The following is a 21,410-nucleotide window of genomic DNA, read 5'->3' on the forward strand; positions in this document are numbered from 1 at the left end:
GACATGATCTCATCGATACAAGAGACACGTATTGTTTTTGATACGGTAAAGTGCGTTACATTTGTAACGAATTAAGGTGGCACCACGGGAGTACCCGTCCTTTCAATAGGATGAGTACTCCCTTTTTGTGTATAAAAAATTAAATAAATGAAATCGTTTAAGTAAGAAGAGTACGTATATTGGAGACGTTACAGAGAGCCGGGAATAGGTGGGAGCCCGGTACGGTGCCATATACGGAATGGGCTTACGAGAGGTATGCTGAACAATTATTTTCAGTAGGCAACCCGGGTTCCGCCGTTACAAGGATAAGGTATAAATTTTGTACCTGAACAAAGCGGGATGCTTTTGCATCCAACACGAGGTGGTACCGCGGTATATTTATCGTCCTCTACATATTTTCGATATGTAGAGGACTTTTTTATTTTTCAGAGCGAGGTGAAGGACATGATGACGAAAGAAGAATTTATAAAACAAAAAAGAGAGAGAAAGACATTTTTAGTAATCACTGAAGAAGAAGGAGATAGCATTACGCCAATTTCTTTATATAGACGTATGAAAGGGAAGAAGAAATTCTTATTAGAAAGTTCACAGCTTCATCAAGATAAAGGGCGTTATTCTTACTTGGGATGTAATCCTTATGGAGAAGTGAAAAGCGTTGGTACGGGAGTGGAACGAACGATTTACGGCCGCGCAGAAAAGTTACAAGGTAACGTACTACAAGTGTTAGAAGAAGTAATTGCACCATCACAAGTAGACAGTCCATTTCCATTTTGCGGAGGAGCAGTTGGTTATATTGGGTATGATGTCATTCGGCAGTATGAAAACATTGGAGCGGATTTACACGACCCATTAAATATTCCAGAAGTACACCTTTTACTATATCGTGAGTTTATCGTTTACGATCATTTACGCCAAAAGTTGTCGTTTGTATATGTATGCAAGCAAGATGATTCAGCAGATTATGAAGAAGTATACGAAAGGCTGCGAGTATACAAAGAGGAAGTGCTACAAGGAGAAGAAGCTGAAGTAAATGCAATACAATCCACATTATCATTTACTTCTTCTATAACGGAAAAAGAGTTTTGTGAGATGGTAGAAATTGCGAAAGAATATATAAGAGCAGGAGACATATTCCAAGTCGTATTATCACAGCGTTTACAAAGTGAATGTATTGGGGATCCATTCGGGTTATACCGAAAACTTCGAATTGCAAATCCATCACCATATATGTTCTATATCGATTTTCAAGATTATGTTGTACTCGGTTCTTCGCCGGAAAGTTTACTATCAGTAAGGGAGGATAAAGTGATGACGAATCCAATTGCTGGTACAAGGCCGAGGGGGAAAACGAAGAGGGAAGATGAGGAAATCGCAAAAGAACTGTTAGGCAATGAGAAAGAGCGAGCAGAGCATATGATGCTTGTAGATCTTGGGCGAAACGATATTGGTAGAGTGAGCGAAATCGGCTCGGTTACGATAGATAAATATATGAAAGTAGAAAAATACTCTCACGTTATGCACATTGTATCTGAAGTTTACGGAACATTGCGAAAACAAATGGGCGGATTTGATGCGTTAGCGTATTGCTTACCAGCAGGGACGGTTTCTGGAGCTCCGAAAATTAGAGCGATGGAAATTATAAATGAACTAGAGAATGAAAAAAGAAATGTATACGCTGGTGCAGTTGGATACGTTAGTTTTTCAGGAAATCTTGATATGGCGCTCGCCATTCGAACGATGGTCGTAAAGGATGAAAAAGCATACGTTCAGGCAGGAGCAGGAGTCGTTTACGATTCAGATCCAGTAGCTGAATATGAAGAAACATTAAATAAAGCGAGAGCGCTTTTGGAGGTAATGAAATGATTGTACTTATTGATAATTACGATTCGTTCACATATAACTTGTATCAACTGTTAGGCGAACATGAAGAAGAAATTGTAGTTGTAAGAAATGATGAAATAACGATAGAACAGTTAGAAGAGATGAATCCAAGAGGAATTGTACTTTCACCAGGACCAGGAAAACCAGAGGATGCTGGCATTTGTATCGACGTCATCCGTCATTTTTATAAGAACGTTCCCATATTAGGGATTTGTCTTGGCCACCAAGCGATCATATCTGCATTTGGAGGAGACATTGTTAGAGCAGAGCGTATTAAACACGGAAAAACATCGCGTGTGAAACATAACGGAACGTCAATCTTTTCATATGTTACACAGCCCCTAACGGCGATGCGCTATCATTCCCTTGTTGCAGAGCAAACGAGCTTGCCAAAGTGCTTTGACATATTAGCGACAGCGATGGACGACGGAGAAATAATGGCAGTCCGTCACAATTATTATCCGCTCTTCGGATTACAGTTTCATCCGGAATCAATCGCAACAGAAGAAGGCGGAAAGTTAATCCGTGCCTTTTTAACAGAAGTAAAAGAGGAGGAAAGAGTATGAACAACTATCTTCGTAAATTAGTGGAGGGTCAACATTTAACAGAAGAGGAAATGTATAAAGCAGGACTACTTTTATTAAGTGAAAACATATTAGAAAGTGAAATTGCAGCTTTCTTAGTCTTACTGAAAGCGAAAGGTGAAACTGCAGAAGAAATATACGGTCTCGTTCGAGCTCTTCGCGAAAAGGCATTGCCGTTTTCGAACCATATACAAGGAGCAATGGACAATTGCGGGACGGGTGGTGATGGTGCTCAAACGTTTAATATTAGCACAACATCAGCATTCGTACTGGCAGGAGCAGGTGTAAAGGTTGCAAAACATGGTAATCGTGCTGTTTCTAGTAAAACAGGAAGTGCAGACTTATTAGAAGAACTAGGTGTAAATATTAGTAGTACGCCAAACGAAATTGATTATTTACTAGAGCATGTAGGTATTGCATTTTTATTTGCACCAGCGATGCATCCAGCACTAAGGCGCATTATGAAAATAAGAAAAGAGTTAAACGTGCCGACGATCTTTAACTTAATTGGCCCTTTAACAAATCCAGTGAATTTAGAAACACAATTTGTCGGTATTTATAAACGAGATATGTTATTACCAGTTGCACAAGTATTACAAAAGTTAGGCCGGAAACAAGCGCTTGTCGTAAATGGAAGTGGTTTTTTAGATGAAGCATCATTACAAGGGGAAAATCACGTAGTCCTTTTAAAAGATAATGAAATAGTAGAAATGAGTATTGATCCAGAAAAGTATGGTTTTTCAAGAGTGAAAAATGAAGAAATTAGAGGGGGGAATTCAAAAGAAAATGCAAAGATTACGCTTGAAGTATTGAGCGGAGAAAAGAGTGTTTATCGTGATACAGTTTTATTAAATGCAGGTCTAGCTCTTTTCGCAAATGGAAAAACGGAAACGATTGAAGAAGGAATTAAACTCGCGGCACATAGCATTGACTCTGGAAAAGCATTAGCCAAATTAAACTTATTAATTGTAGCAAGCAACGAAAAATTAGAAAGGGTGAACTAAAGTGGGGACGATTTTAGATAAAATTGTAGAACAGAAGAAAAAGGAAGTTGCGGAGTTATATGAAATATATACACCAGTAAAAACAAAAAGAAAGACACATTCACTTGTAGAAGCGTTACAGCAGTTTACTGTCATTGCAGAAGTAAAGCGAGCATCACCATCAAAAGGAGATATCAATTTACACGTTGACGTACGAAAACAAGTGGGAACATATGAGAAATGTGGTGCAGGAGCAGTATCTGTTTTAACAGATGGTCAATTTTTTAAAGGATCGTTTCACGATTTACAAACAGCAAGAGAAGAAAGTAACATTCCGCTTTTATGTAAAGATTTCATAATCGATAAGATTCAAATCGATAGAGCGTATGAAGCGGGAGCAGATATTATTTTACTAATCGTAGCAGCGTTAACGAAAGAGAAGTTAAAAGAGTTGTATAGCTACGTGTTAGAAAAAGGATTGGAAGCGATTGTTGAAGTTCATGATGAACAGGAATTAGAAACTGCGATTGTATTAAATCCGCACGTTATTGGCATTAATAATCGTAATTTAAAAACGTTCGAAGTAGATTTAAGCCAAACTGAAAAGCTTGGAAAAAGATTGAATGAGGAGAAATTACTTTGGATTAGTGAAAGTGGCATTCATTCAAAAGAAGATATTATTCGTGTTAAAAGAGCTGGAGCCAAAGGTGTATTAGTTGGAGAGGCGCTTATGACATCATCTTCTATTAGTAGTTTTTTTGAAGATTGTAAGGTGAATATATGAAAGTAAAAATTTGCGGCATCACTGATGTGGAAACAGCGAAAAGTGCGTGTGAATATGGCGCAGATGCACTCGGATTTGTTTTTGCGGAAAGTAAACGGAAAATCACTCCAAAGAGAGCGAAAGAAATCATTCAGGAGCTTCCAGCCAACGTGTTAAAAATCGGTGTTTTCGTAAATGAATCAGTAGAAGTGATCCAGAAAATTGCAGATGAGTGTGGGTTAACACATGTACAACTACATGGAGATGAAGATAATTATCAAATTAGAAGATTGAATATTCCGTCTATAAAATCACTAGGAGTAACTTCAGAAAGTGATATGAAAAATGCTCAAACATATGAAACGGATTATATATTGTTTGATAGCCCGAAAGAAAAGTTTCACGGAGGAAATGGGAAGAAATTTTCATGGGAACTACTTGTGCATATGCCAGAAGAGTTGCGAGAGAAAACGATATTAGCTGGTGGATTAAACGCTCTTAATATAGAAGAAGCGATTCGAACTGTTCGGCCTTATATGGTCGATGTGAGCAGCGGAGTAGAGACAGAAGGAAAGAAAGATGTAGAGAAAATAAAACAATTTATTATAAAAGCGAAGGAGTGTTCCAAATGAACTACGCATATCCAGATGAAAAAGGACATTACGGTATATACGGAGGACGATACGTTCCAGAAACGTTAATGCAATCTGTACTAGAACTAGAAGAAGCATATAAAGAAGCGATGCAAGATGAGGCATTTCAAAAGGAATTAAATCATTATTTAAAAACGTACGTCGGAAGAGAAACACCGCTTTATTTCGCTGAAAATCTGACGAAGTATTGCGGAGGTGCAAAGATTTATTTAAAACGTGAAGATTTGAATCATACAGGAGCTCATAAAATTAACAATACAATCGGTCAGGCACTACTTGCAGTGCGAATGGGCAAGAAAAAAGTTGTCGCTGAAACAGGAGCTGGACAACACGGAGTTGCAACAGCTACTGTATGTGCTCTTCTCGGATTAGAATGCGTCATTTTTATGGGAGAAGAAGATGTAAGACGTCAAAAATTAAATGTGTTCCGAATGGAATTACTCGGAGCGAAAGTAGAAAGTGTAGCGGCAGGTAGTGGTACATTAAAAGATGCGGTAAACGAGGCGCTTCGTTACTGGGTTTCACATGTGCATGATACGCACTACATTATGGGATCTGTTCTCGGACCACATCCATTCCCGCAAATTGTACGTGATTTCCAAAGTGTAATTGGAAATGAAACGAAAAAACAATATGAGGCGTTAGAAGGAAAGTTACCAGAAGCAGTCGTTGCTTGTATTGGAGGTGGTAGTAATGCAATGGGGATGTTTTATCCGTTCGTACACGATGAAGAAGTTGCTCTTTACGGCGTAGAAGCAGCTGGAAAAGGCGTTCATACAGAACAGCATGCAGCAACTTTAACGAAAGGAAGCGTCGGTGTTTTACATGGATCAATGATGTATCTTCTGCAAAACGAAGAAGGACAAATTCAAGAAGCACACTCTATTTCAGCAGGACTTGATTATCCAGGTGTTGGTCCAGAACATAGCTTGCTAAAAGATATTGGCCGCGTTTCTTATCATTCGATAACAGACGAAGAAGCATTAGAAGCATTTCAATTATTAACGAAAAAAGAAGGCATTATCCCGGCGCTAGAAAGTTCACATGCTGTCGCATATGCATTAAAATTAGCTCCGAAAATGAAGGAAGATGAAGGACTTGTTATTTGTTTATCTGGCCGTGGTGATAAAGATGTAGAGAGTATAAAACGTTATATGGAAGAGGTGTAAAAAATGGGAGTAGAAAAAATTAAAGCAGCGTTTGAAAATGGCAAGAAAGCATTTATTCCGTACGTAATGGGCGGAGATGGCGGCTTTGAAAAATTAAAAGAAAGAATTCGTTTTTTAGATGAAGCAGGAGCGAGCATCGTTGAAATCGGCATTCCTTTTTCGGATCCAGTCGCAGACGGTCCAACGATTCAAAGAGCAGGGAAACGAGCGCTAGATAGCGGTGTAACAGTAAAAGGTATTTTTCAAGCATTAATAGAGGTAAGGAAAGAAGTGCAAATTCCGTTTGTACTCATGACATATTTAAATCCAGTACTTGCATTCGGAAAAGAACGATTCATCGAAAACTGTATAGAAGCAGGGGTAGACGGCATCATCGTTCCAGACCTACCATATGAAGAACAAGACATTATTGCACCGCTCCTTCGAGAGGCAAACGTTGCGCTAATTCCACTCGTTACCATCACGAGCCCAATTGAGCGAATCGAAAAAATTACGAGTGAATCAAAAGGATTTGTTTACGCAGTTACAGTAGCGGGCGTAACAGGAGTACGTCAAAACTTTAAAGGTGAGATTCATAGTTACTTAGAAAAAGTAAAATCACATACGCATTTACCGATAGTGGCAGGGTTCGGTATTTCAACAAAAGAACATGTAGAAGAAATGGTTACAATATGCGACGGAGTTGTCGTTGGAAGTAAGATCATTGAGCTTTTAGAAAATGAAAAGCAAGAAGAAATATGTGAATTAATATATGCAACAAAACAAAAAGAAGAGGCGTAGTCTCTTCTTTTTGTTTTGCGTAATAAATGTTAAAATATACAGAAAATACATATAATTTAGAGGGTGAGAAGACATGCTAAGACGGAAATTACTATATCTTCTTTTAACTGTACCACTATACGCTTGGCTCATTAGCATGACGAAAATAGAGTTAATGGCTCTATTTTTAGGATATGTATTTATCTTTTCCAACTTAAATCGCATTCAAGAACAGTCTATTTTAGAAATATGTCTATTTTCGATTAGTATAGAATTATTTAGTATCGTTTCGATTGTATTATTAAACGAATTATTTCTACGGATTCATTCATTTACATTAATGAAATTTTGGAATATTATATTGCAAGCAATATGTACTTACATTGTGTTTGTTGTGTTGAAAGAAATAGTCGGAAAGCAGACCGTTTTTCAGGATAATAGAAAATGGGAGTGAATGAAAAGGAGCCGTTTGGTTCCTTTTTTAAATCTGTTGTAAAAACAATTGAAAATTATAGTATCTGTTATATAATAGTTAAAAATTGTATTTTAAACGAAATGAGATGATAACATGGCCATATTGTTGGCACTTATCCCAATTATGATGATTTTCATTTGTTTATTTTTATTTAAACAAACGTCATTAAGGTCCTCGTTAATTTCTTATGCTGTGTCTGTTGGAATCGTTTTACTCTCGCCAATGTTTCAATTAGGGATAAGTGAAACTGTGCACGCAACGATTAAAGGATGGTTAATTTGTTTTATTGTCGGGTACGTTTTATTTTTCGGTATTTTTTTATTTCACCTCATGAACAAAATGGGGTACATCGATCAAGTAGCACGTTTTCTAGAAGCAGTTACTCAGGATCGCTTATTACAAATGCTGCTTATGTGTTTTGGCATTTGCCCGCTTATTGAATCAGTAAGTGGATTCGGTATTGGCTTCATGGTTGCAGCACCTATTTTTCTTTCACTAGGATATAAACCATTTCAAGCTGTACTACTCTCATTCATCGGCTTACTAGCTAGTTCATGGGGCGCAATGGCAACTGGTACGATTATCGGTTCGCAGCTAATAAATATGCCTCTTACAACACTTGGCACAAATACAGCGCTATTAAGTATTCCGATGTTTGCTTACTTCGTTATTCTTTCTTTACACGTTGTTGGCGGCTGGCAAGCGGTTATAGAAAAGTGGAAAGAAGGAGTAGGGTTCTTTCTATTATTTTCTCTCGGAATCTATCTTTCTAATGCGTACGTAAGTGTTGAACTAGCCGGGATATTAAGTTCTATCGTTACGATTACCTTTGGCTTTTTTATCATTAAATTAAAAGGAAAAAGTGGGCAAAATCTTATAACAGAACATGCGGCTGCAACGGAAAGAGAAGTATCTATTCTAAAAATTATTAGCCCTTATATATTTCTAACAGTTTGTATTTTACTTTCTCGCCTCGTTCCTGCATTACATGACTTGTTCAGATCATATGCAGTCCTTGATTTAAAATCATACTCTTACAAATTAGAAATGCTGTATTCACCAGGATTTTGGCTCGGTATGACTTGCTTATTTACTATTATTTTCTTCCGGATACCATCTCATATTATTAAACAATCACTCTCGCAAACGATAAAACAATGGATTCCATTTGCGATTACGACGACAATGTTTATCGCCATTTCAGAACTAATGGGTGCATCTGGTATGCATTTATTACTTGCAAAAACCGCTGGTGAAACGTTTGGAACTTTTTTCGTTTTCGTTGCCCCGTTTATTGGCGCTATTGGTGGATTTTTAACAGGTAGTAACGCAGGATCAAATGCAATGTTTATAAAACTACAAATGCAAACCGCACAAAACGTAGCACTCCCGTGGCAATATGTCACAACACTTCAAAACACTGCATCATCAGTAGCGACAATCGCTTGTCCATCACGGATTACACTAGGTGCTTACTTATGTAATATTCCTTACCGTGAAAATGAACTATTAAAGAAGACGACGTTAATGATCTTTGGTGCGGTTTTACTTGTAGTGGTAGAGGTTATTGTTTGGTATATGTTGAGAAATTAAAAATCCTCCTAACATAGGAGGATTTTTTTTATGAGTGGATAATGATTTAAATATGAATAGCTTCTACTAAATGAATAGGAGATGAAATGTATGCCCCTAAAAAACTACGGTGTGTTAAAAGGTACAGTTATACAATCAAAGATTGGAAAAGGGAAAACACCTCATTATCAAGTTCATTTACAGGGCGAGACAGGAGTAAATTATCGTATTGCAATTAACGTAAAATCGCAAAGCTATCCGTCAGAAGTTTTATATTTTGCGAGTAACAATATTAAGTCAGAGGCGATTCATATTTTACCGACATTACCATTCGGTTTTACAGAAATAAAAAACAATGAACCGAAAGTAGCTTTAGATTATGTAAGAGGAAATCTATTTGACTCAAATCAAATGATTCCTTTGCCTCCCGAAAAAGCAGGAGCAGATAATGATTTAAATGAAAAAATAGAACGTTATATAAAACGAGCAATAGAAGAAAAAGCAATTATTTACGCGTTTGGTGAAAGATGGGGACCAGAAGAAAATACACCAGATTCCTATTTTCATTTCAAACCAGGAAACGGTATACATGATATTCATATGAATCAAGGGAATGTAGAAAAATGGCAAGGTGATGATGGCATATGGCAAGACGGAGGAATACTCATTCACTTCGAAAAGGAAGAAGAATGGATTGGTATCTTTCTTGCATTCCAATCACAGTCATGGTGTACCGATGAAGAAGGGCATGCTCGCGTTCCGGTTGAGCATTGTGATTATAAGGGGAATAATTAATAAGAAGAGGGCGTTCAAAAAGAACGCCCTCTTCTTATTTTATAAAACGAAAAACTAACGAGTGTAGAAAGACAAGAGAACAGCAGTGCCACACTAGAAAACGCAATGAGATAAATATTATATTTCATAACCTGTCCAATTAGCTGATTACTGTCGTATTGAAACAGTCCTGCTATTATGTTGAATAAAAATAACACGATAAACATGACGACAACACCGTCTATTGATCCTTTAATGTCTGGTTTACTTAAAGCGATATGTGCAGAAATACAAATGGCGATAAATAAAAATAGCCAAAAGGAAGGATTCAATAAATTACTTATTGTAAATAAGCTTTTCAATAATACAAACGTCGACAAGAGCATGTTTTGAACCATTTCTATATTAATAGAAGTAGAAGCGATTGTTTTTTCGAGAGTTGTATTAAATAAGAAATATGAATTCGGTACGAAATAGCGCATTAAAAGGATTAACGCAGTAATACCAGAAATAATAGGACCAATTCCAATGAAGAAGTTCCCAATTCGTTGATATACACTTTTTTGATTGTATTGATGTTGTACGTAACCTAAAGCCCCTTGACTTGTATCTGTCGGGAAGAACTGCGTTGCTACAATCTTATGACGGAACAGCACGCACATAATGGCATGTCCAAGTTCGTGAATAGGAACACCGATCCAAGCCGTTAATAGGAATCCTTTTCGTCCAAAAGCTCTCGACCAATACATCCGTGTGAGAGATTCTAAATAGCCTAATAGAAATCCAATTACAATGATAACGCCAATTAAAGATAATAATTGGATTACGCTTGTAAGGAGTATTTGAAAAATTGAGTTTACCAATTCCATTGCCAGTCATCCAATCTGTTAAAAATATTATTTATTCTGTTTCATAATAGCATTTTTTTTCAAGATTACTAGCACATATATTTTCTTTCGGAAGAAGGATTTCAGAATCTTTTTCTTGTAGTCATGTTTTATGTACAAATTCATATATTGAATTTGTAACACCCTATACGGTATATCCTTAAGGAGGGATAAGAGAATGAAATGTCCGTCATGTCATACAGAAAATGCAGCGGAGGCAAAATTTTGCGGGAATTGTGGACATTCGTTAACGGAAGAAGTAGTGGCAAGTAGTGGCCAAGAAGAAGGGCCGGAACAAGCAAAGGAAGCTCGGCAAAATGAAACGGTAGAGCAAGCGAAGCGGTTTGCGAGCGGCTATTTTCAATTTTTTAAACATGCATTACAAGCACCGACAGCGATTATGCAAAGCGGCGCTATTGAAGTACGAAATGGAATTGTAAGTCTTGTTCTTATTTGTTTTTTAGGAGCATGTATTTTTTATAGAATGATGAGTGCAGCATCAGCAGTTACGAGAACATTTGCACCAGATATATCTACTCCCACGTTTTTTGTAGAATCTATAACGGTCTTTTTCTTTTTATTAATTTTAACTTTATTTGTCGGATTTATTATTTTTGTAAGTGGTAAGATGATGAAATCATCTTTTTCGTTTCTTGAAGTATTCGGTATATGGGGAACGATAGCGACGCCGGCTATTGTCATATTAGTCCTTTCTTTTCTTTTTAGTTTCTTATTAATCTTTTTCTTACCGATATTATTATCCGTAGCTGCAACTTATATAGGGATTAGTATAACTGTAGCCGTATTAAAGCTAGACAATGGCGGATTAGATCTCGTTTACACACTTATTATTGCAAATGTTTTAATTGGAATTGCAACATTCATTGTACTTTGGTCTTACATTAGCACGATAATTCAAGCCTTAACACAGGGAATAACTGGCTTCTAATGAAAAGGTGGTTGACTGGATGAATGTATGTACAAAGTGCGGAATTCAGTTTGAAGATGGTGTGCAATTTTGTCAAAACTGCGGGACGAAGAGGGGACGTTCTGTAGTAAAGAAGAACATGAGCGGTGGTGTAAAAGTTGGCATTACACTGTTAGCGCTATTTGTTATAGCGATTATTGGATTGTATTTGTACGGATCGTCGTATTATACGCAGGTGGCACAAGTAGACCGGATGATTAGGATTTTACAAGAGAGGGACGGAGAGAAATTAGCTGAGATCGTTACGGCAGATGATCCATCGGCTATGATAACGAGAGAGAGCGTAACGCCTCTATTTTCATATATAAAAGAAAATCCATCTTACGTAAATGAATTAAAACAATATTTGAGACAAGGTGAAAAACAACGGGACGGAATAGAAAAAGCTGATTTTTCATTAACGAAAGACGGAAAGTATTTCTTTATATTTGATCGATATAAATTGAAAGCGAAGACGTACTATACAACTTTGCTTACAAATGAAAAAGACGTATCGTTAAAAATGAACGGAAAAGAAATTGATAAGACAGATGACAAAAAGTTTGAGAAGCAATATGGGCCATTTCTTCCGGGAAATCAAGTGTTTCAATCAGAGTATAAAAATGACTATGTAAAACTATCGCGTGAGGAAAAGGTTGTACTTATGAAACAAAGCCAAAATAACGTAACGGTAGATTTAACGTTGCAAGGTCAATATATTACAGTTCAAACGAACGCGCCTGGTGCAACATTGTACGTAAATCAAAAACCAGTTACAGCGCTGGCAGGAGAAGAAATTACATGGGGGCCTGTAGCGACTGATGGAAGTGCGACGATTTATTTAGAACGAAATGGAGAAAGTGGACGGGAAACGACAAAAGTAGAGACGGTAACGGCACTTTCGTCTTATAATCTTCCATTTCAAAAGAAAAGTACAGAAAAACCAGTTGTTTATAATGTTACTCCAACGCCCGCGACTGAGTATGTATATAATGGTTTCATCTTTCCTGATAGTGATATTCGAAAATTAACGAGCGCAGATTTAACATATTTATCGAAAGAGCAGTTGAAAATTGCTAGAAATGAAATATATGCAAGGCATGGACATATTTTTCAAACGAAAGATATGCAAGTGTATTTTGCAAAACAGTCTTGGTATAGAGAAAATCCTTATTTTACAGGAAAGTTAACAGATATCGAAACTTATAATATTGAACTAATCAAATCAAGAGAATAGAGCGCGTGAAAAAGGTACAGTGTATATTGCTGTACCTTTTCTATCGTTATTTGGCTGGACGAGGTTCCCTAGAGAAAAAGATATGAAAGAGAAATGTGACTTTACTTGCCCCTCCTGATGTACTGGCTTGCACATCAGATAAAGAACTAGACGTTAAAGCAGCTTCAGAATGAGGAGGGACGATTATTTTAAGAGCATCATCTGATTCTGAGGATGCAGTAACTGTTATTGTATCGTCAGAAAAATTTAAAATTTTAACAGTACCGACTGGAAAGATGGCCTTGCGAGCATGTGATGCAGAAGCGAAGCGGGTAGCTTTCCAAATAGTTTGTGAGAAAGTGTCATTGTCAGATAACCAAGCACGAGCACTGTATAAAGTTACACTAACGGTAAACTCCTGTTCAAGCGGGAGGGCGGGTTTCGGTTCTATCGGTTCCTCTGGAAGCTGGACGAGAAGGCCGGCGCACATGTATGTTTCACCTACTTTCAACTGGTTACTGTTATAGGATATTAAACATGTTGTTTATAAGACACGACAGGTACCTATTCATACATAAGTTTGTGCACAAAATTTGAAGATGAAATTCTCTTTCTTTACAATGGAAGTAGGTGTTATTTCTATAAAATATGGAAAACGTAAAGAGTATGTAAAAAAGAAGGAGTGGTAAAGTGAACTATGTCATTATTGGCGGAGATGCAGCTGGTATGAGTGCAGCGATGCAAATTGTTAGAAACGATGAAGATGCAAATGTTGTAACTTTAGAAAAAGGTGAAATTTATTCGTACGCTCAGTGTGGATTACCGTATGTCATTAGTGGTGCTATCGCTTCAACTGAAAAGTTAATCGCGCGCAACGTAAAGACGTTTCGTGAGAAATATGGAATTGATGCGAAAGTGCGTCATGAAGTAACGAAAGTAGATACGGAAAAGAAAATGGTGTACGCAGAGCATACGAAGACGAAGGATGTCTTTGAATTTCCATATGATCGATTATTAATTGCGACTGGAGTGCGTCCTGTTATGCCAGAATGGGAAGGACGGGAATTACAAGGCGTTCATCTTTTAAAAACAATTCCTGATGCTGAGCGCATATTAAAAACGTTAGAAACGAATAAAGTTGAAGATGTAACGATTATTGGCGGTGGTGCAATCGGACTAGAGATGGCAGAAACATTCGTCGAACTTGGTAAGAAAGTAAGAATGATTGAGCGAAATGATCATATCGGTACGATTTATGATGCAGATATGGCTGAATATATACATAAAGAAGCAGATAAACACAATATTGAAATTTTAACGAATGAAAATGTAAAAGCGTTTAAAGGGAATGAACGAGTAGAAGCAATTGAAACGGATAAAGGTACGTATAAAGCAGATCTTGTTTTAGTGTCGGTTGGAGTGAAGCCAAATACTGATTTTCTTGAAGGGACAAATATACGTAAGAATCATAAAGGAGCAATCGAAGTAAATGCATATATGCAAACGAATGTGCAAGACGTATATGCAGCTGGTGATTGCGCAACACATTACCACGTTATAAAGGAAATTCATGATCATATCCCACTCGGAACGACTGCCAATAAACAAGGGCGACTTGCTGGACTGAATATGCTTGATAAACGAAGAGCATTTAAAGGCACGTTAGGCACAGGCATTATTAAATTTATGGATTTGACGCTCGCAAGAACAGGCTTAAATGAAAAAGAAGCGAAAGGGCTAAACATCCCGTATAAAACAGTTAAAGTAGATTCTACAAATATGGCGGGCTATTATCCAAATGCAAAACCACTTTATTTGAAATTACTATACCGTTCTGACACGAAACAATTATTGGGCGGGCAAGTAATTGGAGAAGAAGGTGTAGATAAACGTATTGATGTGATTGCGATGGCGCTTTTCAATAAAATGAGCATTCATGATTTAGAAGACGTCGACTTAAGTTACGCACCACCATATAACAGCGTGTGGGACCCAATTCAACAAGCGGCAAGACGAGCGGAATAGCACTTTTTAAGTGCTATTTTTTTTGCAAAGGGAGGTAAACCTTTTTAGCGAATAATAAAGAGGGAGGAACAGTTATAGATGGGAAAGGGGATTATTAAAAATGTTTGCAACACTTCAAACCGTTCAAGAATCAGAAAAAGAAATATTACGTAATTTGTACGCATTATATCTTCATGATCTTTCTAAGTTCACTATGAATATAACTATCGGAGCCAATGGTTTTTTTGGATACAAAGATTTACATATGTTTTGGGAAAATGACGGAATCACTCCGTATTTTATAAAAGTTGATCATAGTATTGTAGGATTCTTATTACTACTGGAACGTCCGTTTTTGAAGAAGGAAAATGATTTTGGTATTAATGATATTTTCATATTGAATCAATATAAAGGAAAAGGAATCGGTAAACAAGTAGTTGAGAATTTACTAGAAGAGAAAAGAGGACAATATTTCGTTATCGAACTTCTAAAAAATGTACCAGCAGTGTCGTTTTGGAAGAAAGTATATAAAGAATTAAACATTGAATTTGATGAGAGAGCGCAGCTAATTGATGATGAAGAATGTCTCGTTCAAACGTTTAAAATTTAATGAAATTGGTGTTCCTTTTATATTACTTTGAAATTTAACTTTATCCTGCTATTTGCGGGCAGTAAGACCCCACTGATTAAAGTTTCACTTTATTTTGAATATACCGTTCCCCCTTGAAAACATATTACGTATCGCTTATATTTTCATATAGTATTTATTTTTTAAACGAAGCAATGAACGAACCAGGGGGCGCAGTATGGCAATTAACATGAAAACAATCGAAGAATGGATTGCTGAATCAAATGCAAGACATGAAGAAGACTTTGGACACGTTGTGGAAGAAATGAAAGAAGTATGTGTCGGACTTGATAACGCGACATTAATTTATACGAAAAATGTATTTTGTTTCGGTAAAAAAGTAGAAGTCTTTTTCTTCTTCCAAGACCATGTCGTGATTGGACAAGAAAAAGACGAATATATTGAGATTGAAAAATTAAAGTATGATGACATTACAAATAGTAACTTAAAAACAAATGACAAAAATACTACGTTAGAATTAAAGTTTGCTAACGGACAATCTATCAATTTAGATAGTTTAAATGATAACTACGGTACGAAAAATTGGTTATTTGCTAGACAAATTAAGAGTATTTTTAAGTTAATCTAGTAAAAAAGCACGCCGTCCATCGGCGTGCTTTTAACTATGCAAAGCCCCTTTTAACCAATTCCGCGCCCGATATGCCCCAACTGGAACTTGAATAAGAGATGTTTCATTCCCAGTATCTATTCCGTACAATTGATCACATGCATTTGTATCAAAACTAAGTAAAGGATGCCCGCCCATCCCCATAGCAGTTGCAGCAAAAACGAGTTTATGAACGAGTATACCTGCTTCCATTTGGTGAATACGGTATCCTCTATAGCCTAATGCACGTGTATAGTAATCTTTCTGTCCGACTACATGTAAGCAAAGTGGTACTTGAAAAAGGTTTACGTTATCCATCGTCATACTAGACTGAAGTGGGTAGCGAAGGTCTCCATACCGAATTGGTTGTATGGAATGTGTTTTACTGTTATAAGCGTAAGCTCCGTTTTCAATATTTTTCACGCTATAAAAACATCCGTATAAGGAGACGCGTGTATTTTCATTTGTATACTTACCGTCAAGGTCGTTGTAATAGGGGAAGGAAAGGCTCGCTTCTTGTAGTAAAGTAGCGAGCTCAGCTGCATCCCATTTCGTTAAAATAAAATCCGCATCAGGAGAATATCGTTTTTTACAAAGTTGTAGGAAATCATACGATAACCGTTCTACTTTTGGTAGCTGTACAGCGTACGGATTATGTTGATAGTGCTCTTCATGATGTAGTGTTTGGAAGTGTGCTGTTGATTCGATCATAGAAGCTTCATTTATTTTTGTTATCATCGGATATTCACCTACATGTTTTGAGCGAATGAAATGTTCATGTGCGAGCGGCGGAATTTGTTGCAACAACTCATGAGAAGTAACTGTTTTATTTTCACGGTAATCATTGTGAAACCAATTAGTTTCTGGCTCTGTACTTAAAGGAATAACGGCATACACACTTTCTTCACCTTCTGACAATCCGAGTAAATGGTTCAGTGCACGGTCTAGAAATTGAAAGTATACGCCGTTTGTATAACCGAATTGCTTTGCACATTCTAGCAATTGTCCAATGAGGACCCCGCTATCTAATCCTTGAAGACGATATGAAAAATTATTGTATTTAAAGAAATTTTTCCAAAACATAGTGGATACGAATGCAGCACCGAAACAATCATCTATATTACAGCGATTACCGAGTGTGTCTGCCAAATAAGAATCGAAATTTCCTTCGCGAAGTAAAATAAGTCGGTGATGCGCGGCGTCATAATGGTAAATGCCGTCTGGGTAATCGTCAATCTTTAAATAGATATACAATTCATTCGGATATAAAGCACCACCCGAAGGAATAGATCTTCGTAATACATTTCTCTCGCTATTTAGCTGACATAATTGTGTTACACCAAATGAATACCAAAGGTAGTGACCAATCTCATCTAAAGTAGGTGTAGTAGAAGAGTTCGGTAAAGATAATGGGATTTCTAAGGAGAGCGGGATGGTAGGTAAATTTCGATATAATTTATAAGGAAGCGGTGCGTCTTTCCAGTCCACCTCATGATTCGGCATAATTTCATCGATAGAGAAATGGAGATGATGTAAAAAAGTATCTAGCTGCATGAAATCCCTCCTTTACTATGGAAACGGATGTGGATGTGGATTTAATCTTTCATTCGTTAAAGGTTCGTCTGTATATCCAAGTGTCATCGGTACGGTATATACCCGGTCCAGTCCTGTAACTCGAGTAAGATGGTGACCAAACGTCATCGGTAGCATGCCTGGAATAATAACTTTTACACAATGTAATCCATTCTTTTCTATGAGGGGAACGGTTTGATCTACAACGATTATTTCAAGATTAGATTGATGCAAACGATTTAAAAGTTGGTGGAGATCGGATGTTAGATCCATATCAAATGATTGTGATACATTCATTTCTTGGAACGTTTGCACCGGTGCATCTTCCCGTAAAAGGAAGTGAAGACGTTCTTCTGTTTCTTTCAATCCATACAGCATACTATGGTCTTCCATTTTATTAACGAAATAAGGATCTTGTAAGCATTTTTCGTAGTATTCTCTTTTGTGCTCGAGCTCATCGTCTGTTATAAGTAACATGCCTGCTATTTCTTGAATGGCGCTTTTTAAGGCTCGAATAGGATCTAAATGAGCGCCTCCTGCACAAACAACGTTCATTCCATTTTCACGCGTATTTTTTGCAATTACCCATAAGCTAGGAATGCCGTGTTCCATCGTCGCGTTAAAAGCGTGTAATTCGTATCCGGTAATCGTACGTAACCGCTGAATCATTAATTGTAATTCTGTATCATTTGCTGAATTAAGATCCAGGCGGGGAAGAGGTAATTCGGCATACCAAGTGAGTAAGAAGGCATCACGCTCTACAATTTCTAAAATGCCGTGAAAAATCGCTTCTTCTAAACTACCGCCAATTGCACATCCATTTGATGTTTCATACACGAAAGCATCTCGATGACCGAGGCTATAATAAGCAATTGATTCAGGAACTAAAAGCGGTCTGTTTTGTGATAAAGAATATCCCCATACCCAGTTTTGCTCATAATCAGGATCAAACGGCTTGAATGGAAAGTTATCACGATTGTAATGTTCATTTGTATGGACACCGAGTGTGAGGGGATTTAGTGCATGTTCCTCTAAATCATGAAAACTACCATGCACATTTGTCTTTTTCCCTCGAGGCGACATACCGCAATATCGTTCTAAACCTTCTAAAATAGCAGTTGCTTCACTCACTGCAAATGAATGAGTTCGTCCCGCAACACCTTCATTTCCGAACATTAATGGCATGTTTATAATGACGTCAGCGAATGGTAATACAGAATGCTGCATTTTTCCGTTCAACATACCGACCCGATAATCTAAATAGTCTCTCGTTAAAAATGTGTTTAGCTCATGAATGGAACGGCAGCGATACGTTTCGGTGCTTACTTTTAAACTCGGTTGTAAAGAAACTTCCGCCGCATCCGCAGTATCATCAGGTAAATTACTACATACAGGACAGAGAGGATCTGGAAGAAAAGAATGCCGCGTACATTGTAATGTTTGTAAGTTTAGTAAAATAAGTTCATTTTCTAAAGAAGAATGGTTATGAGTTAATATTTTTCCTGTTTCTGCGCAAATAAGATGGCACATTTGCAACATTCCATTTTGGGTGGCACGTACGTCACGTCTCGTTACATTATCTGCTTTAAAGGCATATTTCCGCTGTAGTTCCCACATTTCTTTTTGATCAAAGCCAGCGATAAAACGGCGTCCATCAGAACAATGGGAACATCCAGGCGTAAGAGGATGAATGTAAGGACCGATAATACCTTCGCCAAATGAAGTAAAACCACGAAGCCATGGAATATGATTTGAGCGAAAAATAAGTTCGGCATCATGATGAATAGTAGAAGGAGATCCGTCATGTAATACGAGAGCGAGATGAATATTTTCAGGAAGTTCTTCTGTAAGGGTCTGCTGACGAATGATGGAATATTGTTTGCATAATTGATCATGTACATAGTCTGCAAGAAGGCCATCTCCTATAAGCAATATATTTTGAATCATAAACCGTCCTCCTTTGCAATTAATACCCCATACACACCGTCTAGGTTTTCTTTCAAAAATGGTTCGATTGCTAAATCGAACACGAAGGGATAAAAATTATGTTCTTCTAAATGCTGTAAGGCAAGCTGTAAAGATTGCACACTTGGAATTTCTTCTTCCGCTTGTATTTCCACTCTAAAAGAATCCGTGTCATATAAAATAATAGAGGATTCAGGCAAGATATTAGCTCTGTAAGGAATTTCTTCATTTTGAACGTGAAAGAGTGATAGTTGTAGTGCGTTTCGTAACGCTAACGTCATATTAATATTAGATGCACCGTACCATCTATCATTTATACCAACCCAAACGACTGGAAAACTGAGAATCTCTTCACTCATTGCGATTTTAGGTGTTTCATGGATTGTAGAGAGAGCATCGTAATAAAATCTACAATGTTTATCTTGAATATCAATTAAATCAACAGTTGTAAGTTCCTCTAGAATATGTGACTGCCGCTCATACAGTTTATTGTTTAAATGTTGTTGTAGTGCCCGGTAAAATCCTTCTGTCATCGTTTCTCCAGCACCGATACCGATATTGTTATGTTCAGGAATAAGGCGGTGAATGATTTCTGCTACATATGTTTCAATTCCTGTTAAACCAGCTTCTCGGCGTGCTTCATTATGAGTCAATCCACTACGAGTCATAAGAGGCAGAAGGGGAGCTGGGCCATCTGATAGTGGAGTAGCTACTTGAATATAGCATTGTGATAATGGTAATTGATATGAATCTTGTTCATCCCATACATGGAATATACCGGCTTCTTTAGAAGTTAATGAATCGAAAAAGCGGAATACATCAGTTGAAGTATGTTGGCCATACCGATGCTCAAGTTTTTCAGAAATATTTTCTATCGTATCAATTGTAAAACTTTCATCAGTTACAAGAGGGTGTTTTATAAAAGGATGCCACGTTCCTTCAAGTGTTTCATAGTTTAATAAAAAGAATTGTGATTCTTTTTCACGATATGAATCATCCGCGACATGTTTAAACAATTCAAAAACGATTACATTTGCTAACATGGCAGATGTAATTGGTGAGAAGGAATCCGATGAATTTTCATTTTGTAAAGTCGTTTCATGTAGCCGATGCCATGCGGATTCCCAGCATTCATCACGATTTTCTGTTACGACAGGTCCAGCTATACCGAGTGTTGATAAACAAATAGCTGGTATGAAATTCTTTTTCGTTTCTCTACAAATAGTGTGAACTGTTTTTAAACCGTCAATGTCTCCGTTTTGAGAAACATATAAAATCCAATCAAAAGGTTCGAATACTTCACGCAAGGGACGGTCAATTGTAGTATCGATTTCTTGAAGGAGTACACTGTTATCAACTTCATATGCACATTCTATTAGCTCATGTATTCTGTCATAGTTTGTTTCATCCCGATCTGTAACGAGGTAATGAAATGTAGGTAAACCAGATTCTAATAAAGAAGAAACTAAGGAAGTGAGCATATCCCCAGAACCAAGTACAAGGACATTTGCTCCGCGGTATGTTTCAAACTTTAAAGCACCTGAATGAGAATCAGCTTCTAAAAATTCAATTTGTGAAGCATATCTGTCGAGTAATGTACTGTTTAATTCATGAGGTGCATCTTGATTTGCATCGCGAACGAAACCATTTTCATATAAAATCTCTCCAATTTCAAATACACGGTTTTGATAGGGGAGAGGGAGGCCATCGGTTATTTCGGCTAAAGAATAATTCCCGTTAAACATTGGCATTAATTTTTCAATCCAATCATAAATTCCATCACCGTCCATACGAAATGAACTGGCGTTATTTCGAAAATAGACACCCCCGTTTGAATCGGGGAGGAAGAAAGTATCCTTATTTACTTTAAGTTTTGCATGAATTGGAAGGTTATTCATTTTAATCCTCCTTACGTTTAGGCATACATTATTACCTTATGTCATGAAATTTG

The 21,410-nt window shown here is 37.1% G+C and carries 20 protein-coding genes and 2 other annotated features (1 of these 22 only partly in view); of the genes, 15 read left to right on the forward strand and 5 right to left on the reverse strand.

All coding sequences use genetic code 11. From position 1 onward, the window contains the following. Positions 1–105: a binding site (T-box leader), on the forward strand (it extends 133 nt beyond the left edge of the window). Between the two features lie 42 nt (positions 106–147). Continuing rightward, positions 148–392, forward strand: a binding site (T-box leader). Between the two features lie 52 nt (positions 393–444). The 10 genes from trpE (at position 445) to HFD78_RS02225 (ending at position 9,634) form a co-directional block, all read left to right on the forward strand. Further along, the gene (gene trpE / locus HFD78_RS02180; RefSeq protein WP_002100838.1) at positions 445–1,863 is read left to right on the forward strand and encodes an anthranilate synthase component I; all 1,419 of its coding nucleotides are present in this window, start codon (positions 445–447) and stop codon (positions 1,861–1,863) included. Further along, positions 1,860–2,447 (forward strand): aminodeoxychorismate/anthranilate synthase component II, encoded by a 588-nt coding sequence (locus tag HFD78_RS02185; RefSeq protein WP_000636321.1) that lies wholly within the window; start codon positions 1,860–1,862, stop codon positions 2,445–2,447. The genes trpE and HFD78_RS02185 overlap by 4 nt, the downstream gene beginning before the upstream one ends. Then, positions 2,444–3,469, forward strand: a complete 1,026-nt coding sequence (gene trpD, locus HFD78_RS02190; protein WP_001067362.1) for an anthranilate phosphoribosyltransferase — start codon at positions 2,444–2,446, stop codon at positions 3,467–3,469. Before HFD78_RS02185 ends, trpD begins: the two co-directional genes overlap by 4 nt. A gap of 1 nt (position 3,470) precedes the next feature. Then, entirely contained in the window at positions 3,471–4,232 is a 762-nt protein-coding gene (gene trpC, locus HFD78_RS02195; protein ID WP_000536699.1) for an indole-3-glycerol phosphate synthase TrpC, read from the forward strand. After that, positions 4,229–4,843, forward strand: coding sequence for a phosphoribosylanthranilate isomerase (locus HFD78_RS02200; protein WP_000865146.1), 615 nt, complete (start codon positions 4,229–4,231; stop codon positions 4,841–4,843). The genes trpC and HFD78_RS02200 overlap by 4 nt, the downstream gene beginning before the upstream one ends. Next, positions 4,840–6,033 carry a tryptophan synthase subunit beta gene (gene trpB / locus HFD78_RS02205; RefSeq protein WP_001105019.1) on the forward strand — a complete coding sequence of 398 codons (1,194 nt, stop codon included), beginning with the start codon at positions 4,840–4,842 and terminating at the stop codon, positions 6,031–6,033. Before HFD78_RS02200 ends, trpB begins: the two co-directional genes overlap by 4 nt. Positions 6,034–6,036: 3 nt before the next feature. Then, complete coding sequence (trpA, locus tag HFD78_RS02210) at positions 6,037–6,813, forward strand: tryptophan synthase subunit alpha (protein WP_000537813.1); 777 nt, start codon at positions 6,037–6,039, stop codon at positions 6,811–6,813. Positions 6,814–6,886: 73 nt separating this feature from the next. Next, positions 6,887–7,246: a DUF4029 domain-containing protein gene (locus HFD78_RS02215; protein ID WP_000946151.1), complete on the forward strand. Its 360-nt coding sequence runs from the start codon at positions 6,887–6,889 to the stop codon at positions 7,244–7,246. A gap of 114 nt (positions 7,247–7,360) precedes the next feature. Continuing rightward, entirely contained in the window at positions 7,361–8,860 is a 1,500-nt protein-coding gene (locus tag HFD78_RS02220) for an L-lactate permease (protein WP_000996245.1), read from the forward strand. A 90-nt stretch (positions 8,861–8,950) separates the two neighbouring features. After that, the gene (locus HFD78_RS02225; RefSeq protein ID WP_001128613.1) at positions 8,951–9,634 is read left to right on the forward strand and encodes a DUF2278 family protein; all 684 of its coding nucleotides are present in this window, start codon (positions 8,951–8,953) and stop codon (positions 9,632–9,634) included. Between the two features lie 14 nt (positions 9,635–9,648). Here HFD78_RS02225 and HFD78_RS02230 read toward each other — a convergent pair whose 3' ends face one another. After that, positions 9,649–10,482, reverse strand: coding sequence for a hypothetical protein (locus HFD78_RS02230; protein WP_000424533.1), 834 nt, complete (start codon positions 10,480–10,482; stop codon positions 9,649–9,651). A gap of 196 nt (positions 10,483–10,678) precedes the next feature. Between HFD78_RS02230 and HFD78_RS02235 the strand changes: the two genes are divergently transcribed. Next, positions 10,679–11,449 (forward strand): zinc ribbon domain-containing protein, encoded by a 771-nt coding sequence (locus tag HFD78_RS02235; protein WP_000650085.1) that lies wholly within the window; start codon positions 10,679–10,681, stop codon positions 11,447–11,449. Between the two features lie 19 nt (positions 11,450–11,468). After that, positions 11,469–12,704, forward strand: a complete 1,236-nt coding sequence (locus tag HFD78_RS02240) for a TcaA 3rd/4th domain-containing protein (RefSeq protein WP_001099913.1) — start codon at positions 11,469–11,471, stop codon at positions 12,702–12,704. 46 nt (positions 12,705–12,750) lie between these two features. Here HFD78_RS02240 and HFD78_RS02245 read toward each other — a convergent pair whose 3' ends face one another. Continuing rightward, the gene (locus HFD78_RS02245; protein WP_000332420.1) at positions 12,751–13,173 is read right to left on the reverse strand and encodes a hypothetical protein; all 423 of its coding nucleotides are present in this window, start codon (positions 13,171–13,173) and stop codon (positions 12,751–12,753) included. A gap of 200 nt (positions 13,174–13,373) precedes the next feature. On the opposite strand from HFD78_RS02245, the gene HFD78_RS02250 reads away from it, so the two are divergent. From HFD78_RS02250 to HFD78_RS02260, 3 genes are all read left to right on the forward strand, one after another. Next, positions 13,374–14,708: a CoA-disulfide reductase gene (locus HFD78_RS02250; protein ID WP_001110198.1), complete on the forward strand. Its 1,335-nt coding sequence runs from the start codon at positions 13,374–13,376 to the stop codon at positions 14,706–14,708. 100 nt (positions 14,709–14,808) lie between these two features. Next, complete coding sequence (locus HFD78_RS02255; RefSeq protein WP_000458343.1) at positions 14,809–15,297, forward strand: GNAT family N-acetyltransferase; 489 nt, start codon at positions 14,809–14,811, stop codon at positions 15,295–15,297. A gap of 196 nt (positions 15,298–15,493) precedes the next feature. Beyond that, positions 15,494–15,904 (forward strand): DUF3908 family protein, encoded by a 411-nt coding sequence (locus tag HFD78_RS02260; protein WP_000996781.1) that lies wholly within the window; start codon positions 15,494–15,496, stop codon positions 15,902–15,904. Positions 15,905–15,934: 30 nt separating this feature from the next. On the opposite strand, the gene HFD78_RS02265 is transcribed toward HFD78_RS02260, so the two are convergent. From HFD78_RS02265 to HFD78_RS02275, 3 genes are read right to left on the reverse strand one after another with little or no spacing between them, the layout of a single operon-like run. Further along, positions 15,935–17,476, reverse strand: coding sequence for a SagB family peptide dehydrogenase (locus HFD78_RS02265; protein ID WP_001175532.1), 1,542 nt, complete (start codon positions 17,474–17,476; stop codon positions 15,935–15,937). A gap of 15 nt (positions 17,477–17,491) precedes the next feature. Continuing rightward, positions 17,492–19,441 carry a TOMM precursor leader peptide-binding protein gene (locus tag HFD78_RS02270; RefSeq protein WP_000615607.1) on the reverse strand — a complete coding sequence of 650 codons (1,950 nt, stop codon included), beginning with the start codon at positions 19,439–19,441 and terminating at the stop codon, positions 17,492–17,494. Beyond that, a complete protein-coding gene (locus tag HFD78_RS02275) occupies positions 19,438–21,357 on the reverse strand; it encodes a putative thiazole-containing bacteriocin maturation protein (protein ID WP_001061550.1) in 1,920 nt (639 codons plus the stop codon). Before HFD78_RS02275 ends, HFD78_RS02270 begins: the two co-directional genes overlap by 4 nt. Positions 21,358–21,410 lie beyond the last annotated feature (53 nt).

Source organism: Bacillus sp. EKM501B (genome assembly GCF_011800505.1).
Classification (GTDB): domain Bacteria; phylum Bacillota; class Bacilli; order Bacillales; family Bacillaceae_G; genus Bacillus_A; species Bacillus_A cereus.